Source organism: Pseudomonas sp. LAMO17WK12:I10, assembly GCF_900215185.1.
GTDB lineage: Bacteria > Pseudomonadota > Gammaproteobacteria > Pseudomonadales > Pseudomonadaceae > Aquipseudomonas > Aquipseudomonas chlororaphis.
This window is the reverse complement of the sequence record NZ_OBDX01000007.1, coordinates 89,294-111,159: the sequence shown is the minus strand read 5'-3', so window position 1 is coordinate 111,159 and position 21,866 is coordinate 89,294. Positions and strand designations below refer to the sequence as shown.

The window sequence follows — 21,866 nt, the reverse complement described above, 5'->3', positions numbered from 1 at the left end:
ACGAGAATTATTCGCGATTGTGGCAGGGCGCAAAGAGCCGCGCAATGGGCGCCGGTCGGCGGGGGCGCAGCCAATGTTGGCGGGCCGATACCTGTAGCCGCTGCCGAGCAACGCGAGGCTGCGACCGGCAACGCAGTTGCCGCAAAGCCTGGGCTTGCAATGTGTCAGGCAGAACGCGCTGCCCCCGGCCGGCGACCGCTAGGCGCTCGATCGCAGCCTCGCAGGGCTCGGCAGCGGCTACAGGGTCAGAAGGAGTGGCTCTGCTGCCGGCGTTTCCATTGGCTGAGACGCTGTTGCAGGTTCAGCGGGCTGTGGATTTGCTGCTGGCGGGCGCGGCTGAACAGGATCAGCGCCAGCTCGGCGGTGGCCAGGGCGTCGGCGGCGGCATGGTGGCGTTCGCCGGCGTGCAGCTTGAAGTAGCCCATCCAGTCATCCAGCCCGGCTTCGCGGATATGCGCCTGGGGGCAGAGCAGCGGGGCCATGTCGGCGACGTCGAGGAACGGGTGCTGCAGGCGATAACCCAGGCTGTCTTTCAGCGCCCGGCCGAGCATGTGCTGGTCGAATGGCGCATGGAAGGCCAGCAGCGGGCTGTCGCCGACGAACGCCATGAAATCCAGCAAGGCTTCCACCGGGTCGCTGCCGGCGGCGATCGCGCTAGGGCCGAGACCGTGAATCAGCACGCTGGGGCTGAGCTTGTGATCGGTACGCTGCAAGGTGCGCTCGAACTGCTGGCCCAAATCGATGGCGCCGTCTTCTATCACCACCGCGCCAATGGACAGCACCTGGTCGCGGTTGAGGTTGAGCCCGCTGGTTTCCAGGTCCAGCACCACCCAGCGCTGTTCGCGCAGGCTGCATTCGCCCAGCGCCGGGGCGACGGGCAGGCGTTCACGGCGTTGTTGCTGCTCGGCGCTGAGTGCCGTGCTGGCCGGGCGCAACCAGGCGAACAGGCTCATAGCTGGTACCTCAGCGCCAGGCTGCTTTGCAGTCGTTGGGCCTGGCGCAGCGACTCGCGCAGGATCCTCCGGTCCAGGTGGTTGAGGCTGTCCGGGTCGACGCGGTTGGAATAGGGCAGGTTCTGCCGGGTCTGCAATTGGTGCTGTTGCATGCGGGTCTGCTGGATGAAGTGATAAGCCTCTTCATACGCGGCGCCGTCGAGGGTTTCGATGACTTCCCTGGCCACCAGCTGGCGCAGGCGCTCCAGGGTGTTGTTGGCATCGATGCCATTGGCCAGGGCCAGCAGGCGCGCACCGTCGACGAAGGGGGTGAGGCCCTGGACCTTGAGGTCGAGGGTGGCTTTTTCGCCATTTTTCCTGGCCAGGACGAACTCGCGAAAACGCCCCACCGGCGGGCGCTGGCGCAGCGCGTTCTCGGCCATCATGCGCTGGAACAGGCGGTTGTCGCCGACCTGGTCGAGGATGCCGCGGCGCAATTGCGCACAGCCCTGCTCGTCGCCCCAGACCACCCGCAGGTCGAAATAGATGCTCGAACCCAGCAGGTTCTCCGGCGTGGCCTCACGGATGAAGGCGGCGAAGCGCCGTGCCCACTCGGCGCGGGACAGGCACAGCTCGGGGTTGCCGGCCATGATGTTGCCCTTGCACAGGGTGAAGCCGCACAGCGCCAGGCTCTGGTTGATCTGCTGCGCCAGGGGCAGCAGCTTGCCGCGAATCTCTGCCGCATGAGCGGCGTCGCGCGCTTCGAACAGGATGCCGTTGTCCTGGTCGGTGTGCAGGGTCTGCTCGCGCCGGCCTTCGCTGCCGAAACACAGCCAGCTGAACGGCACGCCCGGGTCACCCTTGTCGGCCAGGGTCAGTTCGATGACCCGGCACACGGTATGGTCGTTGAGCAGGGTGATGATGTGGGTGATCTGGGTCGAGGACGCGCCGTGGGCGAGCATGCGCTCCACCAGCTGGCCGATCTCGCCGCGAATCGCCACCAGATTGTCGATCCGTGGCGCGTTGCGGATGGTCCGCGCCAGGTGCACCAGGTCGACCCGTTGCAGGGAAAACAGGTCGCGCTCGGAAACCACGCCGCACAGGCGCTGCTCTTTGACCAGGCAGACGTGGGCGATGTGCCGTTCGGTCATGGCGATGGCGGCGTCGAAGGCGCTGTGGTCCGGCGAGAGGGCGAACGGCGCTTGGGTCATGTGCCGTTCGATACCCTGGTTGAAGTCGCTGGTGCCGTCGGCCACCACCTGGCGCAGGTCGCGCAGGGTAAAGATGCCGAGCGGTGCCTTGTGTTCATCCACCACCACTATGCTGCCGACCTGCTGTTCATGCATCAGGCTCACGGCTTCGCGCAGTGGGGTGGACGGGCTGCAGGTCACTGGGTGGCGCATTGCCAGTTCGCCCAGCCGGGTGTTGAGGGAGTATTGGGTGCCGAGGGTTTCCACGGCTTTTTGCTGGACCTGCTGGTTGACCTGGTCCAGCAGGCTGCTGACGCCGCGCAGGGCGAAATCGCGAAACACCGCGCAGAGGGCGAACAGCTTGATGAAGGCCGGCTTGTTCAGTTGCAGGCAGAAGGTGTCCTCGGCCGCCAGGTGTTCGGTGCGGGTAGCGCGCTCGCCCAGCAGCGCGGCGAGGGGGAAACACTCGCCGGCGGTGATCTCGAAAGTGGTTTCGGTACCACCCTTGAGGGCGTGCTGGCGCTCGCCGACCACCCGGCCCTGCTTGACGATATAGAAGTGTTCGACCGGTCCGTCGGCGGGTTTGATGATGCTTTCGCCGGGGCCGTAGAAACGCAGCTGGCATTGCTCGACCAGGTACGCCAGGTGAGCGTTTTCCATCTGATTGAAGGGGGGGAATCGCTGGAGAAACTGCATCGTGCCGTGGATGTTCTGCAACACCGCGGTTTTCCCTGCCTGGGTGAAGGCATCCGCTTTACTCATAACCATTACCGCAGTCTTTTTGGATTTGTCGTGGTCGGGTCTTCGGTCATGGTCGGTCCCACGCTGCCAGGTGCCCATTGGACGTAAGTCTAGGTAGCGGCTCTGCACCTGTTAATTCGCTTCAAGCAGGTGTCAAAACTGTGAAAAAAGTACTTATCCGGCCTCTTGGAAAAAAATCCGACGAAGTGCACATTGGAGGCCTGCTTAGCGATGTCTGACCACTGTGCTAGGGGATCGATTTGAATATGTAGAGAAAACCATGTCCGACCACGATATTTTGAGTGATGCCGAGCGCGAGGCGTTGAACGCCGTGATGCTCGAGCCCGATCTGCCGCCCCAGCGCGTGCTGATCGCCGATGATGACAAGGATGCCCGTGAGTTGTTGTCGGAGATTCTCGGGCTGGATGGCATTCGCTGCATGACCGCGGCCAGTGGCAAGGCAGCACTGGAACTGTTGAACTCGAACAAATCGATCGGACTGCTGATCACCGACCTGCGCATGGCCCCCTGCAACGGCCTGGACCTGATACGCCAGGTGCGCGAATCGGAGCGGGCGGCGTTGCCGATCATTATCATTTCCGGGGATGCCGATGTGCGCGACGCCATCGCGGCCATGCACCTGAGCGTGGTGGACTTCCTGCTCAAGCCGATCGACACCGGCAAGCTGCTGGCGCTGGTCAAGCATGAGCTGGGAGTGGTGCGCTAGGAACAGGGTGTCCTCCTAGGAGCGAGCTTGCTCGCGATAAGATTCTCCGGCAGAAACACAAAAGCCCTGGTCTCGCGACCAGGGCTTTTTCTTTTACCGCGTCAACGCAGGATCACAGGCCGTTGCGGGCCTTGAACTCGCGACGGCGACGGTGCAGCACCGGCTCGGTGTAGCCGTTGGGCTGCTTGGTGCCTTCGATCACCAGTTCGACCGCCGCCTGGAAGGCGATGTTGCTGTCGAAGTTCGGTGCCAGCGGACGGTACAGGGTGTCGCCGGCGTTCTGCCGGTCCACCACGGGCGCCATGCGCTTGAGGCTTTCCATGACCTGGGCTTGGGTGACGACGCCATGGCGCAGCCAGTTGGCGATGTGCTGGCTGGAAATACGCAGGGTGGCGCGGTCTTCCATCAGGCCGACATCGTTGATGTCCGGCACTTTGGAACAGCCGACGCCCTGGTCGATCCAGCGCACCACGTAGCCGAGAATGCCCTGGGCGTTGTTGTCCAGTTCGTTCTTGATCTCTTCGGCCGACCAGTTGGTGTTGCTGGCCAGCGGGATGGTCAGGATGTCGTCCACCGAGGCGCGGGTGCGCTTGGCCAGCTCGGCCTGGCGGGCGAACACGTCGACCTTGTGGTAGTGCAGGGCGTGCAGGGCCGCGGCGGTGGGCGACGGTACCCAGGCGGTGTTGGCGCCGGCCAGCGGGTGGGCGATTTTCTGTTCGAGCATGGCGGCCATCAGGTCTGGCATGGCCCACATGCCTTTACCGATCTGCGCGCGGCCTTGCAGGCCGGTGCTCAGGCCGATATCGACGTTCCAGTTCTCGTAGGCGCCGATCCACTTGGCGGCCTTCATCTCGGCCTTGCGCACCACGGCGCCGGCTTCCATGGAGGTGTGGATTTCGTCGCCGGTACGGTCGAGGAAGCCGGTGTTGATGAACACTACGCGCTCGCTGGCGGCCTTGATGCAGGCCTTGAGGTTGACCGTGGTGCGGCGCTCCTCGTCCATGATCCCGACTTTCAGGGTGTTGCGCGGCAGTTCCAGCACGTCTTCGATGCGCCCGAACAACTCGTTGGTGAAAGCGGCTTCTTCCGGGCCGTGCATCTTCGGCTTCACGATGTACACCGAGCCGGTGCGGCTGTTGGTGCGCGAGGTGTTGCCGTTGAGGTTGTGGATCGCCGCGAGGCTGGTGACCAGGCCGTCGAGGATGCCTTCCGGCACTTCGTTGCCTTGGCTGTCGAGGATCGCGTCGATGGTCATCAGGTGACCCACGTTACGCACGAACAGCAGCGAACGACCATGCAGCTTCACACTGCCGCCGTTGGGCGCGGTGTATTCGCGGTCGGCGTTCATGGTGCGGGTGAAGGTCTTGCCGCCCTTGGCCACTTCTTCGGCCAGGTCGCCCTTCATCAGGCCGAGCCAGTTGCGGTAGATCACCACCTTGTCATCGGCGTCGACGGCGGCGACCGAGTCTTCGCAGTCCATGATGGTGGTCAGGGCGGCTTCCATCAGCACGTCCTTGACGCCGGCGGCGTCGGTCTGGCCGACCGGGCTGTTGGCGTCGATCTGGATCTCGAAATGCAGGCCGTTGTGTTTCAGCAGCACCGCGGTCGGGGCCGCGGCATCGCCGTGGTAGCCGATCAGCTGGGCGTCGTCGCGCAGGCCGCTGTTGCTGCCGCCCTTGAGGGCGACCACCAGCTTGCCATCGACGATCTTGTAGCCAGTGGAATCGACATGGGAGCCAGCGGCCAATGGCGCGGCCTCGTCGAGGAAGGCGCGGGCGAAGGCGATGACTTTGTCGCCGCGCACTTTGTTGTAGCCTTTGCCTTTTTCCGCGCCGTCGGCTTCGCTGATGGCGTCGGTGCCATAGAGCGCGTCGTACAGCGAGCCCCAGCGGGCGTTGGAGGCGTTGAGGGCGAAGCGGGCATTCATCACCGGGACCACCAGCTGCGGACCGGCCATGCGGGCGATCTCGTCATCGACGTTTTGCGTCGTGGCCTGGAAGTCCGCCGCTTCTGGCAGCAGATAACCGATGTCTTGCAGGAAGGCTTTGTAGGCCACGGCGTCGTGGGCCTGGCCGGCACGGGCTTGGTGCCAGGCATCGATACGCGCCTGGAAATCGTCGCGTTTGGCGAGTAGGGCTTTGTTCTTCGGCGCCAGGTCGTGGATGACCTTGTCGGCGCCGGCCCAGAACGTGTCGGCGGTGAGGCCGGTACCGGGAATGGCTTCGTTGTTCACGAAGTCGAACAGGACTTTGGCGACCTGCAGGCCACCGACTTGAACGTGTTCAGTCATTGCTTGCCTCACTCTGCTCAGCTATTTCGCTTTTCAGCTCTTCAAATTAACAATGAAGCCTCTGGCCATTTAAACCACAAACCCCTCTACCAGTACATGCCATCGCGGGCGGCTGGGATGGTTCCAATCAACGGCTCGGAGCCTTGCTGACAGGGCTTTCAGGGTTGCGACCGCGCCTTGGCAGACATCGATTCAACGTTATGTAGTGCGCGCTGCGGCATACTACATGATGAATTGCGGTTGTGAAAATTAGACTAAATACGTCGTTCCGCGACTCAAGTTCGCGGCATGGTCACGCTGGGGAACAGGATGTTCTCAAAAAACGTGCGGATTGTTCCATAGAATTCAAAAAACATGTACACGATTTGTCTCGAGCCCCTTTTTTTCCTTGTAGGCGCGAAGCTTGTTCGCGATGGGGTCCTGACAGTCCCAACGATACCGGCCGGGTGATTCTTGTCGCGAGCAGGCGTCGCTTCTGCCGGGCCGCGGCGACCCTGCGGCTTGCCTATACTTGACCTTCTACAACAAACGTCCTGACAGAGGGTTGCGCCATGGACCACCTCGTACTCACCGTATTCGCCCCGGACAAGCCCGGCCAGGTCGAGCGCATCGCCCAATGCATCGCCGCGCACGGCGGCAACTGGCTGGAGAGCCGCATGTCGCGCATGGCCGGGCAGTTCGCCGGCATCCTGCGGGTCGGCGTGCCGGCGGAAGCCTATGACGAGTTGGTGGACGCCCTGCAAGGCCTGGCGGCCCAGGGTATTCGGGTGCTGATCGCCGAAAGCGGCATCGAACAATCCTGCACCTGGAAGCCGATCGCCATGGAACTGGTGGGCAACGACCGACCGGGCATTGTGCGCGACATCACCCGCCTGCTGAGCGAGCAGGGGGTGAACCTGGAGCGACTGGTGACCGAAGTGCGCCCGGCACCCATGAGCAGCGAGCCGCTGTTCCACGCCGAAGCGATCCTGGCGGTGCCGCTGACCTTGTCCCTCGACGTTTTGCAGTCGCGCCTGGAAACCCTGGCGGATGATTTGATGGTGGAGTTGGTGCTGCGCAGCGAGGTGTGAACCTGAAAGGGCGGGTTATCCAGTTTTAGCGTGCATGCGCCTGTGGATAACCTGTAGAGACCTGGCGCCAGCCCAAGCCGGCCAAGGCTTTGCTGAATCTGATCAAAAAACCAGCAGTTTCAAGGGCTTGTGCACAAACGACGGGGATCACGCTGTGGATAACCTTGGGAAGGATAGATGCAGGCCACGCCAACCGTGGCCTGCAGAGCTTTGTACGTTTATTGATCAGCTGCGTTTGCGCAGGCTCAACCAGGCATCCACGCTGTACACCGCCAGGCCGGCCCAGATAAACATGAACGCCACCAGGGTGCTCGACGACAGATGTTCGTCGAACAGCAGTATCGCCTGCAGCAGCACCAGGGTCGGCGCCAGGTACTGCAAAAAGCCCAGGGTGGTGTAGGGCAGGTGACGGGCGGCGGCGTTGAAGCACACCAGCGGCACCAGGGTGACCGGGCCGGCCGCCACCAGCCACCAGGCTTCGGAGCTGGTCCAGAAGGCCGCCTGGGCACTGGTGGCGGTGGGGTTGAACAAGAGCCAGGCGAGGGCGATCGGCACCAGCATCCAGGTTTCCACCACCAGCCCCGGCAGTGCCTTGACCGGCGCCTGCTTGCGGATCAGCCCGTAGAAACCGAAGGTCAGCGCCAGCACCAGGGAAACCCAGGGCAGGCTGCCGACCTGCCACACCTGCTGCGCCACGCCCACCGCCGCCAGGCCCACCGCCAGCCACTGCATGCGCCGCAGCCGCTCACCGAGGATCAGCATGCCCAGCAGCACATTCACCAGCGGGTTGATGTAGTAACCCAGGCTGGCTTCGAGCATGCGCCCGTTGTTCACCGACCAGACATAGGTCAGCCAGTTGGCCGCGATCAGGGTGCCGCTCAGGGCCAGGATCGCCAGGCGCCTGGGGTTGTCCCGCAGCTCGCGCCACCAGCCGGGATGCTTCCAGACCATCAGCAGCAGCGCGCCGAACAGCGCGGACCAGAGCACCCGGTGGATGATGATTTCCACGGCGGGCACGTTGGCGATGGCTTTGAAGTAGATCGGGAACAGGCCCCAGATGATGTAGGCACTCAGGCCCAGGATGTACCCGCGACGCGGGTTGGCGGCTTGCATGCAGAATCCTTGCTTAGGCAGCTAACAAAGAGGGGGATTGTAAGGAGGTTTGTCAGGCCGTGTCTTTGTCGGCGTCATCCTGGTTGCCGGCTTTTGTGATCAATCCGGGGTCTGTGGGAGTGAGGCTGGCCCGCGATCAAGACGCCGCGGTGCATCAGACTCATCGAGGCGAGGCTATCGCGGGCCAGCCTCGCTCCTGCAGGTCGGATCAGGGCTTGGGCTCAGAACAGCTTCAGCGGTTCTTCGTTGAGCGCCGAGAGTTGCTCGCGCAACGCCAGCACCTGGTCGCCCCAATAACGCTCGCTGCCGAACCAGGGGAAACTGCGTGGGAAGGCCGGGTCGTCCCAGCGCCGGGCCAGCCAGGCGCTGTAGTGCATCAGGCGCAGGGCGCGCAGCGGTTCGATCAGCGCCAGTTCGCGCGGGTCGAAGTCGTGGAACTCGCTGTAGCCATCCATCAGCTCCGACAGCTGTCCCAGGCATTCCTGGCGATCGCCGGCGAGCATCATCCACAGGTCCTGCACCGCCGGGCCCATGCGGCAGTCGTCGAGGTCGACGATATGGAACACCTCGTCGCGGCACATCATGTTGCCGGGATGGCAGTCGCCGTGCATGCGGATGTTCTGGTGCGGCGTGGCCTGGTAGACCTCTTCCACCCGCTTGAGCAGGTCACGGGCCACCGACTCATAGGCCGGCAGCAGGCTCTTGGGTACGAAGTTGCCTTCCAGCAGGGTGGTCAGCGAATCGTGGCCGAAGTTCTTCACCCCCAGCGCTTCGCGGTGCTCGAACGGGCGGGTGGCGCCGACCGCATGCAGGCGGCCGAGCAATTGCCCCAGGCGATACAGCTGGTCGAGGTTGCCGGGTTCCGGCGCCCGGCCGCCACGGCGTGGGAACAGGGTAAAGCGGAAGCCTTCATGCTCGAACAGGCTTTCGCCCTGGTGAATCAGCGGCGCCACCACCGGCACTTCGCACTCGGCGAGTTCGAAGGTGAAGCGGTGCTCTTCGAGGATCGCCTCGTTGGTCCAGCGCTGCGGGCGGTAGAACTTGGCGATCAGCGGCTCGCTGTCTTCGATGCCGACCTGGTAGACACGGTTTTCGTAACTGTTGAGTGCCAGGACACGGGCGTCGCTGAGAAAACCGATGCTTTCGACGGCATCGAGGACTAGATCAGGGGTAAGGGTTTCGAACGGGTGAGACATGCTGACTCCTGCGCGCAGCAGGCTGCTGCGTCCGGCCAAGCATGGTAGCGCACGAAGGATGACAGGTGGTGACTGTGAGGGCGCTATCGCGAGCAAGCCTTGCCCCTACAGACATGTGTAGGGGCAAGGCTTACTCGCGAAGCAGTGGATCAGGCGCCGACGATACCGCCGTCTTCCCGGGTGATCACCATCACCGAGGAGCGCGGCTTGCCGTTGGGCAGGTGCTCGGGGAAGGTCGAACCGCCGTTCTCGCCCGGGTGCTGGATGCCCACGAACAGGCTCCGCTGATCCGGCGAGAAGGTGATGCCGGTGACTTCGCAGCCCACCGGCCCGACCATGAAGCGACGGATTTCACCGGTGTCCGGGTCGGCGCAGAGCATCTGGTTGTTGCCCATGCCGGCGAAGTCGCCGGTGTTGCTGGAGTCGCCGTCGGTGAGGATCCACAACCGGCCGGCCTTGTCGAAACCCAGGCCGTCGGGGCTGTTGAACATGTTCTGCGGGGTGATGTTCGACGAGCCGCCTTTAGGCTGGCCGGCATGCACGGCCGGGTTGCCGGCGACCACGAACAGGTCCCAGGTGAAGTCCATCGAGCCGTGGTCGCCACGGGCGGTCTGCCAGCGCAGGATCTGCCCGTAGACGTTTTTCTCCCGCGGGTTCGGGCCGCCCACAGGCTGGCCGTCTTCGCCACGTTTGGAGTTGTTGGTCAGGGTGCAGTAGACCTGGCCGTCCTTCGGGCTGACCACAATCCATTCCGGACGGTCCATGCGGGTGGCCTTGACCACGCTGGCCGCGAGGCGGGCGTGGATCAGCACTTCGGCCTGGTCGGCGAAACCGCTGCTGGCGTCGATGCCGTTCTTGCCATGGCTCAGCTCGACCCATTTGCCCTGGCCTTTCGGGTGGTCCGGGTTGCCGTCGCCATTGTCGAAGATCGCCACGTAGAGGGTGCCGTGGTCCAGCAGGTCGCGGTTGGCCTTGGGATTGCGGTGGTTGATGCGGTCGCGGCTGACGAACTTGTAGATGAACTCGCCACGTTCGTCGTCGCCCATGTAGACCACGGCGCGTCCGTCGCGGGTTTCGGCCAGGGCGGCGTTTTCATGCTTGAAGCGGCCCAGGGCGGTGCGCTTGATCGGCTTGGACTGCGGGTCGAACGGGTCGATCTCCACGACCCAGCCGTGACGGTTGAGTTCGTTGGGGTTCTTCGCCAGGTCGAAGCGCGGGTCGAACTGATGCCAGTTGATGTCGCGGCTGCTCGCCGAGGCGCCATAGCGTTTCTGCGCGGCATCGAACGTCTGCTGGGCGTTGCTGCTGCCGAAGCAGTCGGTGAAGTTCTCTTCACAGGTCAGGTAGGTGCCCCATGGCGTCTTGCCGTTGGCGCAGTTCTGGAAGGTGCCGAGGACTTTGCGGCCGCTCTTGTCGGCGCTGGTTTTCATCAGCGCGTGGCCGGCGGCCGGGCCGCTCAGGCGAATCGGCGCGTTGCCATGGATGCGCCGGTTGTAGCGCGAGCCCTGGACGAACTGCCATTGGCCGCTGCGACGCTGCACTTCGATCACCGACACGCCTTCGCTGGCCAGGGCCTTGCGCACGTCTTCCGCCGACTGCGGCATACCGCCGTGGGGGTAGAGGTAGCGGTAGTTGGTGTATTCGTTGTTGATCGCCATCAGTGCGCGATTCTTGTCGTCCGGGAAGGCGAACAGGCTCATGCCGTCGTTGTTGTCACCGAACTGGACCTCCTGGGCCGCGGCGGTGCCATTGCCGCTCGGGTCGAACGCCGGGCCGTTCTTCTGCAGGGGCTGGCCCCAGCTGATCAGCACCGAAGACTTGTAGCCCGGCGGCAGGGTGATGGTGTCGCTGGTGGCGGCGGCAATGCCTTCAAAGCCCAGCAGCTTGCTGGAACCGGCGCTGACGCTGGCGGCCAGCACGCTGCGGCTCAGCAGGTTGCCACCGAGGAACATGGCCGCGCCGCACAGGGCACCGGCGCTGATGAAACCACGGCGGCTGAGGCCGACCATCTTTTCGAGGTCGGTAGGTTGGTCTTCTTCTAATAGGCTCATCACAGGCTCCTGCGGGATTTTGCAGCCACCTTAATCAGCGTCGATGACGAACATATTGCAGCGCCGCAAGCATTGCGCCGCTTGTGTAGCCGCTGCCGAAGGCTGCGATCGAGCCGAAGGCTCGCAGGGAGCTTGAGTCAATCAAGGTCCTGCGACCTTATCGCAGCCTGCGGCAGCGGCTACAGAGCCGTGATAAGTCTGGCTACAGCGGCGTGCCGAGCAGCACATTGGATGGCGAGAACTGCACCCGTACCGGCTGGCCGGCGCTCAAGCCAAGGTGTCGCAGGTGCAGCGGTTCGGCCAGGGCGCACAGCGTCTGGCCGCTGGGCAGGGCGATTCTGATTTCGCTGGGGCCGTCTTCGGCGTCGAGGATCGCTTCCAGGGTACCCTGCAGGCAATTGTGTCCGGGTGTTGCGGGTTGATCGATGGCCAGCAATTCCAGCCAGCCGGCCTTGATCAACGCCACGACGCCTGTGCCGGGCTCCAGTTCCAGGTGCAGGGTGCTGTCATGGGTGATTTGCGCCTGGATCACCAGGTCTTCTGCGAGCGCCAGTCGTATCAGATCGTTGCGCCCCTGCGCTTCGATCGCCAGCACCGTGCCGTGCAACTGGTTGCGGGCGCTGGTGCGGAGCATCAGGCGTCCCAGCAGATCGAGGTCGGCGGCGTCTTCGGCAGCTTCCAACACTTGGGCTTGCAAGGCCTGCAAGCGCTGGTAGAGGCGCAGCACCCGTTCGCCTTCGACGGAGAGCCTGGCGCCACCGCCGCCTTTGCCGCCGACACTGCGTTCGACCAGGGGCTTTTGCGCCAGGTTGTTCAACTCGTCGATGGCGTCCCAAGCCGCCTTGTAACTCAGGCCGGCGCTTTTCGCGGCACGGGTGATCGAGCCCTGTTCGGCGATGTGCTGCAGCAGGGCAATGCGCTGCGGGCGACGGGCGATGTGCTGGGTCAACAAGGTGGGCAAGGGCATGGCTGAACGCTTTGAACGCTGGGAATGGAAAGGGAGTTTGCGGCTTGAGGGGCGAGAGTCAAGTTCAGTCGGGCTCGCCGGGTTTTGGCGTGCGTGCCAGGCAATAGACATCGACCCGCCGCGCCCCGGCCTTGAGCAGCAGCCGCGCCAGGGCGTGGGCGGTCGCGCCGGTGGTGAGCACATCGTCCACCAGCGCCAGGTGCCGGCCATGGACCGCCGCCTCGGGCAGCAGGGCGAAGGCGTGGTGCAGGTTGCGGTGCCGCGCCCTGGCATCCAGGCCCTGCTGCGATGGCGTGTCCTGGGTGCGCTGCAACGAGGTTTCGTCACAGGGGATTTGCAGGATCTCGCCGAGCCAGCGCGCGAGCATCGCCGCCTGGTTATAGCCGCGCTGGCGCAGGCGCTTGCGGGCCAGGGGCACCGGCAGCAGGGCGTCGGGTTGCGCCAGGTCCTCGGCAAAGCGATGTTGCAGCGATTGCGCGAGAAGTTCGGCCAAAAGACGGCCAAAGGGCCATTTGCCGTTGTGCTTGAAACGGCTGACCAGGCTGTCGACTGGAAAGCCATAACGCCAGGGCGCCACCACCTGGGCGAAGGCGGGCGGTCGCTTGAGGCACTGGCCGCAGGTCAGGCCGGCCGCGGGCAGGGGCAGGGCGCACACCTGGCAATGATCGCCGAGCCACGGCAGTTCGGTTTCGCAGGCAGTGCAAATGGCTTGGGGCGTGTCGGTCGGTTCGTCGCAGAGTAAACAGGTTTGTTTGTTTTTTAACCAGATGTAAACCGGTCCTTGGTAATGTGGTTGACACTGCATGGCGCTTCCTTAAATATGCCCAACATCCGTGTCGCGGCTGTGGGTATTGCCTTCCCGCAGCCGCTTGCCAAGCATAATCAAGGAATCGCCCATGAGCGCCAGCACCATCGCCAATCTGCGTCATGACTGGACTTTGGCTGAAGTCAAAGCCCTCTTCGTCCAGCCGTTCAATGACTTGCTGTTCCAGGCGCAGACGGTGCACCGCGCGCATTTCGACGCCAACCGCGTCCAGGTTTCCACCCTGTTGTCGATCAAGACCGGCGCCTGCCCGGAAGATTGCAAATATTGTCCGCAGTCCGGTCACTACAACACCGGCCTGGAAAAAGAAAAGCTGATGGAAGTGCAGAAGGTCCTCGAAGAGGCTGCACGCGCCAAGGCCATAGGTTCGACCCGTTTCTGCATGGGGGCGGCCTGGAAACACCCGTCGGCCAAAGACATGCCGTACGTGCTGGAAATGGTCAAGGGCGTGAAGGCCATGGGCCTGGAAACCTGCATGACCCTCGGTCGCCTGGACCAGGACCAGACCGAAGCGCTGGCCAAGGCCGGCCTGGACTACTACAACCACAACCTCGATACCTCGCCGGAGTTCTACGGCAGCATCATCACCACCCGCACCTACAGCGAGCGCCTGCAGACCCTGGCCTACGTGCGCGACGCGGGGATGAAGATCTGCTCCGGCGGCATCCTCGGCATGGGCGAGTCCCTCGATGACCGCGCCGGCCTGCTGATCCAACTGGCCAACCTGCCGGAGCACCCGGAATCGGTGCCGATCAACATGCTGGTGAAAGTGGCCGGCACGCCGCTGGAAAACTCCGAGGACGTCGACCCGTTCGACTTCATCCGCATGCTCGCCGTGGCCCGCATCCTGATGCCGAAATCCCATGTGCGCTTGTCCGCCGGCCGCGAAGCGATGAACGAGCAGATGCAGGCCCTGGCGTTCTTCGCCGGCGCCAACTCGATTTTCTACGGCGAGAAACTGCTGACCACCGCCAACCCGCAGGCCGACAAGGACATGCAACTGTTCGCGCGCCTGGGCATCCAGCCGGAAGCCCGCGAAGAGCACGCCGACGAGGTGCACCAGGCCGCCATCGAGCAGGCGCTGGTGGAGCAGAAGAGCAGCGAGCAGTTCTACAACGCCGCGGTTTAAGCATCTCTCCTGTGTAGCCGCTGCCGCAGGCTGCGATAGTCCGGGCCACGCTGGTCGCAGGACCTCGACGGACTCAAGGTCCTCGCGCCCCCTCGGGGCGATCGCAGCCTGCGGCAGCGGCTACGGCAATCATCGTCCGATCATCGAGGCCTGCATGTCTTTCGATCTCCGCGCGCGTCTCGCTGCCCGTCGTGCCGAAAATCTCTATCGTCAGCGCCCACTGCTGGAAAGCCCGCAAGGGCCGCAAGTGGTGGTCGACGGCCAGCCGTTGCTGGCCTTCTGCAACAACGATTACCTGGGCCTGGCCAATCACCCGCAAGTGATCGAAGCCTGGCGCGCCGGTGCGTCCCGCTGGGGCGTGGGCGGTGGTGCCTCGCACCTGGTGATCGGCCATAGCACGCCCCACCACCAGTTGGAAGAAGCCCTGGCCGAGTTCACCGGCCGCCCGCGGGCATTGCTATTCACCACCGGTTACATGGCCAATCTCGGCGCGGTCACCGCGCTGGTGGGGCAGGGCGACACGGTGCTGGAAGACCGCCTCAACCACGCTTCGTTGCTGGATGCCGGCCTGCTCTCCGGTGCACGCTTCAACCGTTACTTGCACAACGATGCCGAGAGCCTGGCCAAGCGCCTGGAGAAAGCCACCGGCAATACCCTGGTGGTCACCGATGGTGTGTTCAGCATGGACGGCGACCTGGCCGACCTGCCGGCGCTGGCTCGCGAAACCCGGGCCAGGGGCGCCTGGCTGATGGTCGACGACGCCCATGGCTTCGGGCCGCTGGGGGCCAATGGCGCAGGGATCGTCGAGCACTTCGGCTTGAGCCAGGAAGATGTGCCGGTCCTGGTGGGCACCCTCGGCAAGGCGTTCGGCACCGCCGGCGCCTTTGTCGCCGGCAGCGAGGAACTGATCGAAAGCCTGATCCAGTTCGCCCGTCCCTACATCTATACCACCAGCCAGCCGCCGGCCCTGGCCTGCGCCACCCTGAAAAGCCTGGAGTTGCTGCGCAGCGAGCACTGGCGGCGTGAGCACCTGAATACCCTGATCCGCCAGTTCCGCCAGGGCGCCGAGCAGATCGGGCTGACCCTGATGGACAGCTTCACGCCGATCCAACCGATCCTGATCGGCGACAGCGCACGGGCGATTCGCCTGTCGCAGATGTTGCGCGAGCGCGGCCTGATGGTCACCGCGATTCGTCCGCCTACCGTGCCCGCGGGGAGCGCCCGCCTGCGGGTGACCCTGTCCGCCGCCCACAGTGAAGCTCAGGTCCAGCTATTGTTGAATGCACTGGCGGATTGTTTTAGCGAACCGGGACCGGAGCCAAGCCATGCGTGATCGACTGATTCTGCTGCCCGGTTGGGGCCTCGGTGTATCGCCGCTGGAACCCTTGGCGGCGGCTCTGCAGGGGCTGGACGAACACCTGCGGGTCGAGATCGAGCCGTTGCCGGAGCTGGAGTCCAGCGACCTGAATGAGTGGCTCGACGAACTGGACGCCAGCGTGCCGGACGACGCCTGGCTTGGTGGCTGGTCGCTGGGCGGCATGCTGGCTTCCGAGCTGGCGGCGCGTCGTGGCGAGCGCTGCTGCGGTCTGCTGACGTTGGCCAGCAACCCCAGTTTCGTGGCGCATGCCGAGTGGGCAAGCGCAATGCCGGGGGAGACCTTCGACGGGTTTCTGGCCGGCTGTAACGCCGACCCACGCACCACCCTCAAACGCTTCAGCCTGTTGTGTGCCCAGGGCGCCGAAGATCCGCGCGGCCTGTCGCGCCTGCTGTCGGGCGGCGCGCCGCATACCTCGGGTGCTGTGTTGATGGCCGGCCTGGAGTTGCTGGCGCAGCTGGACACCCGCCATGCCTTGCAGGCGTTTCGTGGGCCGCAGTTGCATCTGTTCGCCGGGCTCGACGGCCTGGTGCCGGCCGAAGCCGCGGGTGAATTGCTGGCGTTGTTGCCCGATGTCGAAGTTGGCCTGATTGAACAGGCCAGCCACGCGTTTCTTCTGGAGGACCCCCACGGTGTGGCGGGGGCGATCCAGGCTTTTTTGCATGAGTCCGGTGATGACTGATCTGTCCCTTCCCAAGCCCCCCGGCAGCTTGCCCGACAAGCGCCAGGTGGCGGCTTCCTTTTCCCGCGCGGCGTCCAGTTATGACAGCGTGGCGCAACTGCAGCGCGACGTCGGTAACGAGTTGCTGGGCCGCCTGCCGCAAGACCGCGAGCCTGGCCGCTGGCTGGACATGGGCTGTGGCACTGGTTATTTCAGCCGCCTGTTGGGCGAGCGTTTCCAGGCCAGCGAAGGGCTGGCGCTGGACATCGCCGAAGGCATGCTCGAGCACGCCCGGCCGTTGGGCGGGGCGCGGTATTTCATTGCCGGCGATGCCGAGCGTTTGCCGTTGCAGGGGCAGAGTTGCGAACTGATTTTCTCCAGCCTGGCGGTGCAGTGGTGCGCGGATTTCCGTTCGGTTCTCAGCGAGGCGCATCGGGTGCTGAAGCCGGGCGGCGTGCTGGCCTTTGCCAGCCTGTGCGTCGGTACGCTGTACGAGTTGCGCGACAGTTGGCGTCAGGTCGACGGCATGGTGCATGTCAATCGCTTTCGTGAGTTCAGCACCTATCAACAGCTGTGTGCGGCGAGCGGCTTGCGGGTGCTGAGCCTGGAAACCTGTCCTCATGTGCTGCACTACCCGGATGTGCGCAGTCTGACCCATGAATTGAAGGCCCTGGGGGCGCACAACCTCAACCCTGGACGGCCCGGCGGGCTGACAGGGCGGGCGCGGATCAAGGGCCTGATCGACGCCTACGAACAGTTCCGTCAAGCGCAGGGATTGCCCGCGACCTACCAGGTGGTCTACGCCGTATTGGAGAAGCCGCTATGAGCCGAGCCTATTTCGTTACCGGAACAGACACCGATGTTGGCAAGACCACCGTCGCCGCTGGCTTGCTGCATGCCGCGCGGCTCTCGGGGCTGAGCACCGCGGCTGGGAAACCGGTGGCTTCGGGCTGTGAGCTGACCCCCAAGGGGTTGCGTAACGCCGATGCCTTGGCTCTATTGGCCGAATGCTCGTTGCCGCTGACCTACGACGAGGTCAATCCACTGGCCTTTGAACCAGCCATCGCTCCCCATCTGGCGGCCCGCGAGGCTGGCGTGGCGTTGACGGTGCAGGCCTTGCTGGCGCCCATGCGCCAGGTGCTGGCCAAGGGCGCCGATTTCACCCTGATCGAAGGGGCCGGCGGCTGGCGTGTGCCGCTGGCCGATCAGGACAACCTGTCCGACCTGGCCATGGCCCTGGATCTGCCGGTGATCCTGGTGGTGGGCGTGCGCCTGGGCTGTATCAACCATGCGCTGCTGACGGCCGAGGCGATTGCCCAGGACGGATTACAGCTGGCCGGTTGGGTGGCCAATATCATCGAGCCGAAGACTTCGCGGCTCGAGGAGAACCTCGCCACGCTGGCGGAGCGCCTGCCCGCACCTTGTCTGGGGCGGGTCCCGAGATTGAAGGCGATCAGCGCCGAAGCGGTGGCCGAGTATCTGCAACTGGACCTGCTTGACTAGATTTTGCCTATGGTAAGGCACTGTGCCATTAGTGTTTTTGACGGGTCTTTTCCTGACGCGTCTGGTTCAATAGCCGCTGTTCATTCCTTGCAGGGTCGAATTCTCCCATGGAAATTTCCGGGAATACCGCTTTCTACGCCGGCCTGAGTACCGTGCAGACCGGGCAGAATCGTGTCGATCAGGCCGCCAGCCAGATCGCCAATACGACCATCGAACGTTCTGTCACCAGCCAGTCTTCTGAGGTACAAGTCGAGCGCCTGCGATCTGTCGATCGCAGTCAGCAATCGGACCTGGCCAGCAATATGGTCGAGATGGCCATGGGCAAGGTTCAGGCGGAGCTGGGTGTGAAAGTCGCCAAGGCCGCCGATGAAGTGCTCGGTACGCTGATCGACACCTACGCTTGACCCTCCTTCGGTAGCCCTGCCTATTTTTGCGGGCAGGGTGACCCGCGCAAGAACACCCTGCACAGCCCCATCTTCCGTCTTGCTGGCCTGCCAGCTCCTACACTCTATTCAGCTTCCGAATATTTCACGGCATCCGCTGTGGGCCTTTGCGTGCAAGGCCTGCAGAGGATCGATGACGAACGGTGTTTGCGTGGCGCTTGACAAGGTTTGGGCGTAAACGTATGTTTCAAACAACTGTTTGACCGCCACAATAAATCAACGCGGTCGTTCATTCCCGGTTACATCAGCAGAGGTTTATCGCTATGCCTGACTACAAGGCCCCCTTGCGTGATATTCGCTTCGTTCGTGACGAACTGCTCGGCTATGAAGCGCACTATCAGAGCCTGCCGGCTTGCCAGGACGCTACTCCAGACATGGTTGACGCCATCCTCGAGGAAGGCGCGAAGTTTTGTGAGCAGGTACTGGCCCCTCTGAACCGTGTGGGTGACCTGGAAGGCTGCACCTGGAGCGAGTCTGGCGTTAAGACCCCGACTGGCTTCAAAGAGGCCTACAAGCAATTCGTCGAAGGCGGCTGGCCAAGCCTGGCTCACGATGTCGAGCATGGCGGTCAAGGCCTGCCGGAGTCCCTGGGCCTGGCTGTCAGCGAAATGGTCGGCGAAGCCAACTGGTCGTGGGGCATGTACCCAGGCCTGTCCCATGGCGCGATGAACACCATCTCCGAACACGGCACGCCTGAGCAGCAAGAGTCTTACCTGACCAAGCTGGTATCCGGCGAGTGGACCGGCACCATGTGCCTGACCGAACCGCACTGCGGCACCGACCTGGGCATGCTGCGTACCAAGGCCGAACCTCAGGCCGACGGTTCCTACAAAGTCACCGGCACCAAGATCTTCATCTCGGCCGGTGAACACGACATGGCCGACAACATCGTCCATATCGTTCTGGCCCGCCTGCCGGATGCACCGGCTGGCACCAAAGGCATCTCGCTGTTCATCGTGCCGAAGTTCCTGCCGAACGCCGATGGCACTGTTGGTCAGCGCAACGCCGTGAGCTGCGGTTCCCTGGAACACAAGATGGGGATCCACGGTAACGCCACCTGCGTGATGAACTTCGACGCGGCCACCGGTTTCCTGATCGGCCCGGCGAATAAAGGCCTGAACTGCATGTTCACCTTCATGAACACCGCTCGCCTGGGTACCGCGCTGCAAGGCCTGGCCCACGCCGAGATCGGTTTCCAGGGTGGCCTGAAATACGCTCGCGATCGTCTGCAAATGCGCTCCCTGACTGGCCCGAAAGCGCCGGACAAGGCCGCCGACCCGATCATCGTGCACCCTGACGTACGTCGCATGCTGTTGACCATGAAGGCTTTCGCCGAAGGCAACCGGGCCATGGTCTACTTCACCGCCAAGCAGGTCGACATCGTCAAGTACGGCGTGGACGAAGAAGAGAAGAAGAAAGCCGACGCACTGCTGGCCTTTATGACTCCGATCGCCAAGGCCTTCATGACCGAAGTCGGTTTCGAATCCGCCAACCACGGCGTGCAGATCTACGGTGGCCACGGTTTCATCGCCGAGTGGGGCATGGAGCAGAACGTTCGCGACAGCCGCATTTCCATGCTGTACGAAGGCACCACCGGCATCCAGGCGCTGGACTTGCTGGGCCGTAAAGTGCTGATGACTCAAGGCGAAGCCCTGAAAGGCTTCACCAAGATCGTCCACAAGTTCTGCCAGAACAACGAAGGCAATGAGTCGGTCAAAGAGTTCGTCGCACCGCTGGCTGCACTGAACAAGGAATGGGGCGAGCTGACCATGAAGGTCGGTATGGCGGCCATGAAAGACCGTGAAGAAGTCGGTGCCGCGTCCGTGGATTACCTGATGTATTCCGGTTATGCCTGCCTGGCTTACTTCTGGGCCGACATGGCACGCCTGGCTGCCGAGAAGCTGGCTGCCGGCACCACCGAAGAGGCGTTCTACACCGCCAAGCTGCAGACCGCGCGCTTCTACTTCCAGCGCATCCTGCCGCGTACCCGCACTCACGTGGCGGCCATGCTGTCGGGTGCGAACAACCTGATGGACATGAAAGAAGAAGATTTCGGCCTGGCTTACTAAGCCCTACCGGCATCTCTTCAGAGGCCGCTTCTTCTTCGGGAGAAGCGGCTTTTTTGTGCGCGGGACGAATCTGAAAATAATCCGACTAAAACGTTAAGAAGAAGCCGATCCCTGCCGTTACAGAAGTGGCAATGTGACATGCATCACATTTGTGCTGTTTAACCATGCCAGGTGAAGGCATAGTGCCATCTACTGTTTAACCGCGTCGGAGCTTTACCTTGCCGCGTTCTTCTGCTGTACGTTTCAGCCATTTTCTACCGTCATTGTTACTCTTGCTTGCGGGGCTCGCGGCTGCCTACGTCAAGGATCTCAACGTCTTCTTCACCTCGCTGTTCAACGTCTTGCCGACCCTGGTGCTGCTGCTCGGCGGTGCTTATTGCGCGGTGTACCGGCGCCAGCGTGAACTGTTCCTGATGGTCACGGTGTACATCGCCTATTTCCTGCTCGATACCCAGACCGACTATTACCGCGACAACGGCAAGGTGCGCGAAGATGCGGCCGTGGTGTTCCACTTGGTCTGCTTGCTGCTGCCGCTGCTGTTCGGCCTGTTCGCGGCCTGGCAGGAGCGTACCCACCTGTTCCAGGACATGGTGGCGCGCTTTGCCGTATTGCTCGCCTTTGGCAGCGTGGCGCTGGGCCTGGAGCAGAGTTATCCCCAAGCGCTGCTGGCCTGGCTGGCGGAAATCCGTTGGCCGGCCCTGCACGGCGCCTGGATGAGCCTGATCCAGTTGTCGTACCCGGTGTTTATCGCCGCCTTCCTGTTGCTGGCGATCCAGTACTGGCGCAATCCACGCCCGCTGCATGCGGCGCAGCTGGTGGGGCTGCTGGGGTTGTTCTGGATGCTGCCCAAGACCTTCATCCTGCCGTTCACCCTGAACATCATGTGCAGCCAGGTGATGCTGATGATCGCTGCGGCCGTTGCCCACGAGGCCTATCAGATGGCCTTCCGCGACGAACTGACCGGCTTGCCGGGGCGCCGCGCCTTGAACGAGCGCATGCAGCGCCTGGGGCGTAACTATGTGCTGGCGATGAGCGATGTCGATCACTTCAAGAAATTCAACGACACCCACGGCCACGATGTGGGCGACCAGGTGCTGCGCCTAGTGGCCAGCAAACTGTCGAAAGTCAGTGGCGGCGGTCGTGCCTACCGTTATGGCGGCGAGGAGTTTGCGGTGGTGTTCGCCGGCAAGACCCTCGAGGAATGCATGCCGCACCTGGAGGTCATTCGCGAGACCATCGCCAACTACAACATCCAGTTGCGCAATCAGGAGAACCGGCCCCAGGACGACCAGCAGGGACGTCAGCGCCGGGGCGCGGCCGCGGCCTCCAGCGTATCGGTGACCGTCAGTATCGGCGTCGCCGAGCGGCAGATGGAGCACCGCTCGCCCGAGGAGGTGCTCAAGTCTGCCGACCAGGCGCTGTACAGCGCCAAGGGCGCGGGGCGTAACTGCGTCATGGCCTTCGGTCAGAATCGCCGTGGCGCGGTGCGCATGGACACCGCTGCGGGTTGAGTGATAGCGGCGCATTCAGCGTCTGGACTGTGATTGGCAGGTCGGATGAGCGACAGTAGGTTGGATTGATCTGCT

18 protein-coding genes are annotated in these 21,866 nt (G+C 63.5%); 10 read left to right on the top strand and 8 right to left on the bottom strand.

The window, feature by feature from the left end:
* Positions 1-245: 245 nt before the first annotated feature.
* Both CRO75_RS10515 and CRO75_RS10510 read right to left on the bottom strand, forming a co-directional pair.
* Complete coding sequence (locus CRO75_RS10515; protein ID WP_097135176.1) at positions 246-953, bottom strand: 3'-5' exonuclease; 708 nt, start codon at positions 951-953, stop codon at positions 246-248.
* Positions 950-2,890, bottom strand: a complete 1,941-nt coding sequence (locus CRO75_RS10510) for a putative nucleotidyltransferase substrate binding domain-containing protein (RefSeq protein WP_037005035.1) — start codon at positions 2,888-2,890, stop codon at positions 950-952. The genes CRO75_RS10515 and CRO75_RS10510 overlap by 4 nt, the downstream gene beginning before the upstream one ends.
* A 253-nt stretch (positions 2,891-3,143) precedes the next feature.
* On the opposite strand from CRO75_RS10510, the gene CRO75_RS10505 reads away from it, so the two are divergent.
* Entirely contained in the window at positions 3,144-3,590 is a 447-nt protein-coding gene (locus CRO75_RS10505) for a response regulator (RefSeq protein ID WP_009045922.1), read from the top strand.
* A gap of 112 nt (positions 3,591-3,702) precedes the next feature.
* On the opposite strand, the gene CRO75_RS10500 is transcribed toward CRO75_RS10505, so the two are convergent.
* Positions 3,703-5,880 (bottom strand): malate synthase G, encoded by a 2,178-nt coding sequence (locus CRO75_RS10500; protein WP_097135175.1) that lies wholly within the window; start codon positions 5,878-5,880, stop codon positions 3,703-3,705.
* 551 nt (positions 5,881-6,431) lie between these two features.
* Between CRO75_RS10500 and CRO75_RS10495 the strand changes: the two genes are divergently transcribed.
* Positions 6,432-6,950: a glycine cleavage system protein R gene (locus CRO75_RS10495; RefSeq protein ID WP_007926052.1), complete on the top strand. Its 519-nt coding sequence runs from the start codon at positions 6,432-6,434 to the stop codon at positions 6,948-6,950.
* A 225-nt stretch (positions 6,951-7,175) separates the two neighbouring features.
* On the opposite strand, the gene rarD is transcribed toward CRO75_RS10495, so the two are convergent.
* From rarD to CRO75_RS10470, 5 genes are all read right to left on the bottom strand, one after another.
* Complete coding sequence (rarD, locus tag CRO75_RS10490) at positions 7,176-8,063, bottom strand: EamA family transporter RarD (RefSeq protein WP_009045920.1); 888 nt, start codon at positions 8,061-8,063, stop codon at positions 7,176-7,178.
* Positions 8,064-8,284: 221 nt separating this feature from the next.
* Entirely contained in the window at positions 8,285-9,259 is a 975-nt protein-coding gene (locus CRO75_RS10485; protein ID WP_097135174.1) for a serine/threonine protein kinase, read from the bottom strand.
* 149 nt (positions 9,260-9,408) lie between these two features.
* A complete protein-coding gene (locus CRO75_RS10480; RefSeq protein WP_092419593.1) occupies positions 9,409-11,310 on the bottom strand; it encodes a PhoX family phosphatase in 1,902 nt (633 codons plus the stop codon).
* Between the two features lie 202 nt (positions 11,311-11,512).
* A complete protein-coding gene (locus CRO75_RS10475) occupies positions 11,513-12,277 on the bottom strand; it encodes a TOBE domain-containing protein (protein WP_097135173.1) in 765 nt (254 codons plus the stop codon).
* Positions 12,278-12,341: 64 nt separating this feature from the next.
* Positions 12,342-13,082 (bottom strand): ComF family protein, encoded by a 741-nt coding sequence (locus CRO75_RS10470; RefSeq protein ID WP_053262901.1) that lies wholly within the window; start codon positions 13,080-13,082, stop codon positions 12,342-12,344.
* Positions 13,083-13,173: 91 nt separating this feature from the next.
* Between CRO75_RS10470 and bioB the strand changes: the two genes are divergently transcribed.
* From bioB to CRO75_RS10430, 8 genes are all read left to right on the top strand, one after another.
* Positions 13,174-14,229 (top strand): biotin synthase BioB, encoded by a 1,056-nt coding sequence (gene bioB, locus CRO75_RS10465; RefSeq protein ID WP_097135172.1) that lies wholly within the window; start codon positions 13,174-13,176, stop codon positions 14,227-14,229.
* A gap of 154 nt (positions 14,230-14,383) precedes the next feature.
* A complete protein-coding gene (gene bioF, locus CRO75_RS10460; protein WP_097135171.1) occupies positions 14,384-15,562 on the top strand; it encodes an 8-amino-7-oxononanoate synthase in 1,179 nt (392 codons plus the stop codon).
* A complete protein-coding gene (locus CRO75_RS10455) occupies positions 15,555-16,286 on the top strand; it encodes an alpha/beta fold hydrolase (protein WP_097135170.1) in 732 nt (243 codons plus the stop codon). Before bioF ends, CRO75_RS10455 begins: the two co-directional genes overlap by 8 nt.
* Complete coding sequence (gene bioC / locus CRO75_RS10450) at positions 16,279-17,091, top strand: malonyl-ACP O-methyltransferase BioC (protein ID WP_062824412.1); 813 nt, start codon at positions 16,279-16,281, stop codon at positions 17,089-17,091. Before CRO75_RS10455 ends, bioC begins: the two co-directional genes overlap by 8 nt.
* Positions 17,088-17,768: a dethiobiotin synthase gene (gene bioD, locus CRO75_RS10445; protein WP_062824413.1), complete on the top strand. Its 681-nt coding sequence runs from the start codon at positions 17,088-17,090 to the stop codon at positions 17,766-17,768. The genes bioC and bioD overlap by 4 nt, the downstream gene beginning before the upstream one ends.
* 107 nt (positions 17,769-17,875) lie before the next feature.
* Positions 17,876-18,172: a hypothetical protein gene (locus CRO75_RS10440; RefSeq protein WP_009045910.1), complete on the top strand. Its 297-nt coding sequence runs from the start codon at positions 17,876-17,878 to the stop codon at positions 18,170-18,172.
* Between the two features lie 302 nt (positions 18,173-18,474).
* Positions 18,475-20,280, top strand: coding sequence for a phenylacyl-CoA dehydrogenase (locus CRO75_RS10435; protein ID WP_097135169.1), 1,806 nt, complete (start codon positions 18,475-18,477; stop codon positions 20,278-20,280).
* A gap of 218 nt (positions 20,281-20,498) precedes the next feature.
* A complete protein-coding gene (locus CRO75_RS10430) occupies positions 20,499-21,791 on the top strand; it encodes a diguanylate cyclase (protein ID WP_009045908.1) in 1,293 nt (430 codons plus the stop codon).
* The last annotated feature ends 75 nt before the right edge of the window (positions 21,792-21,866 follow it).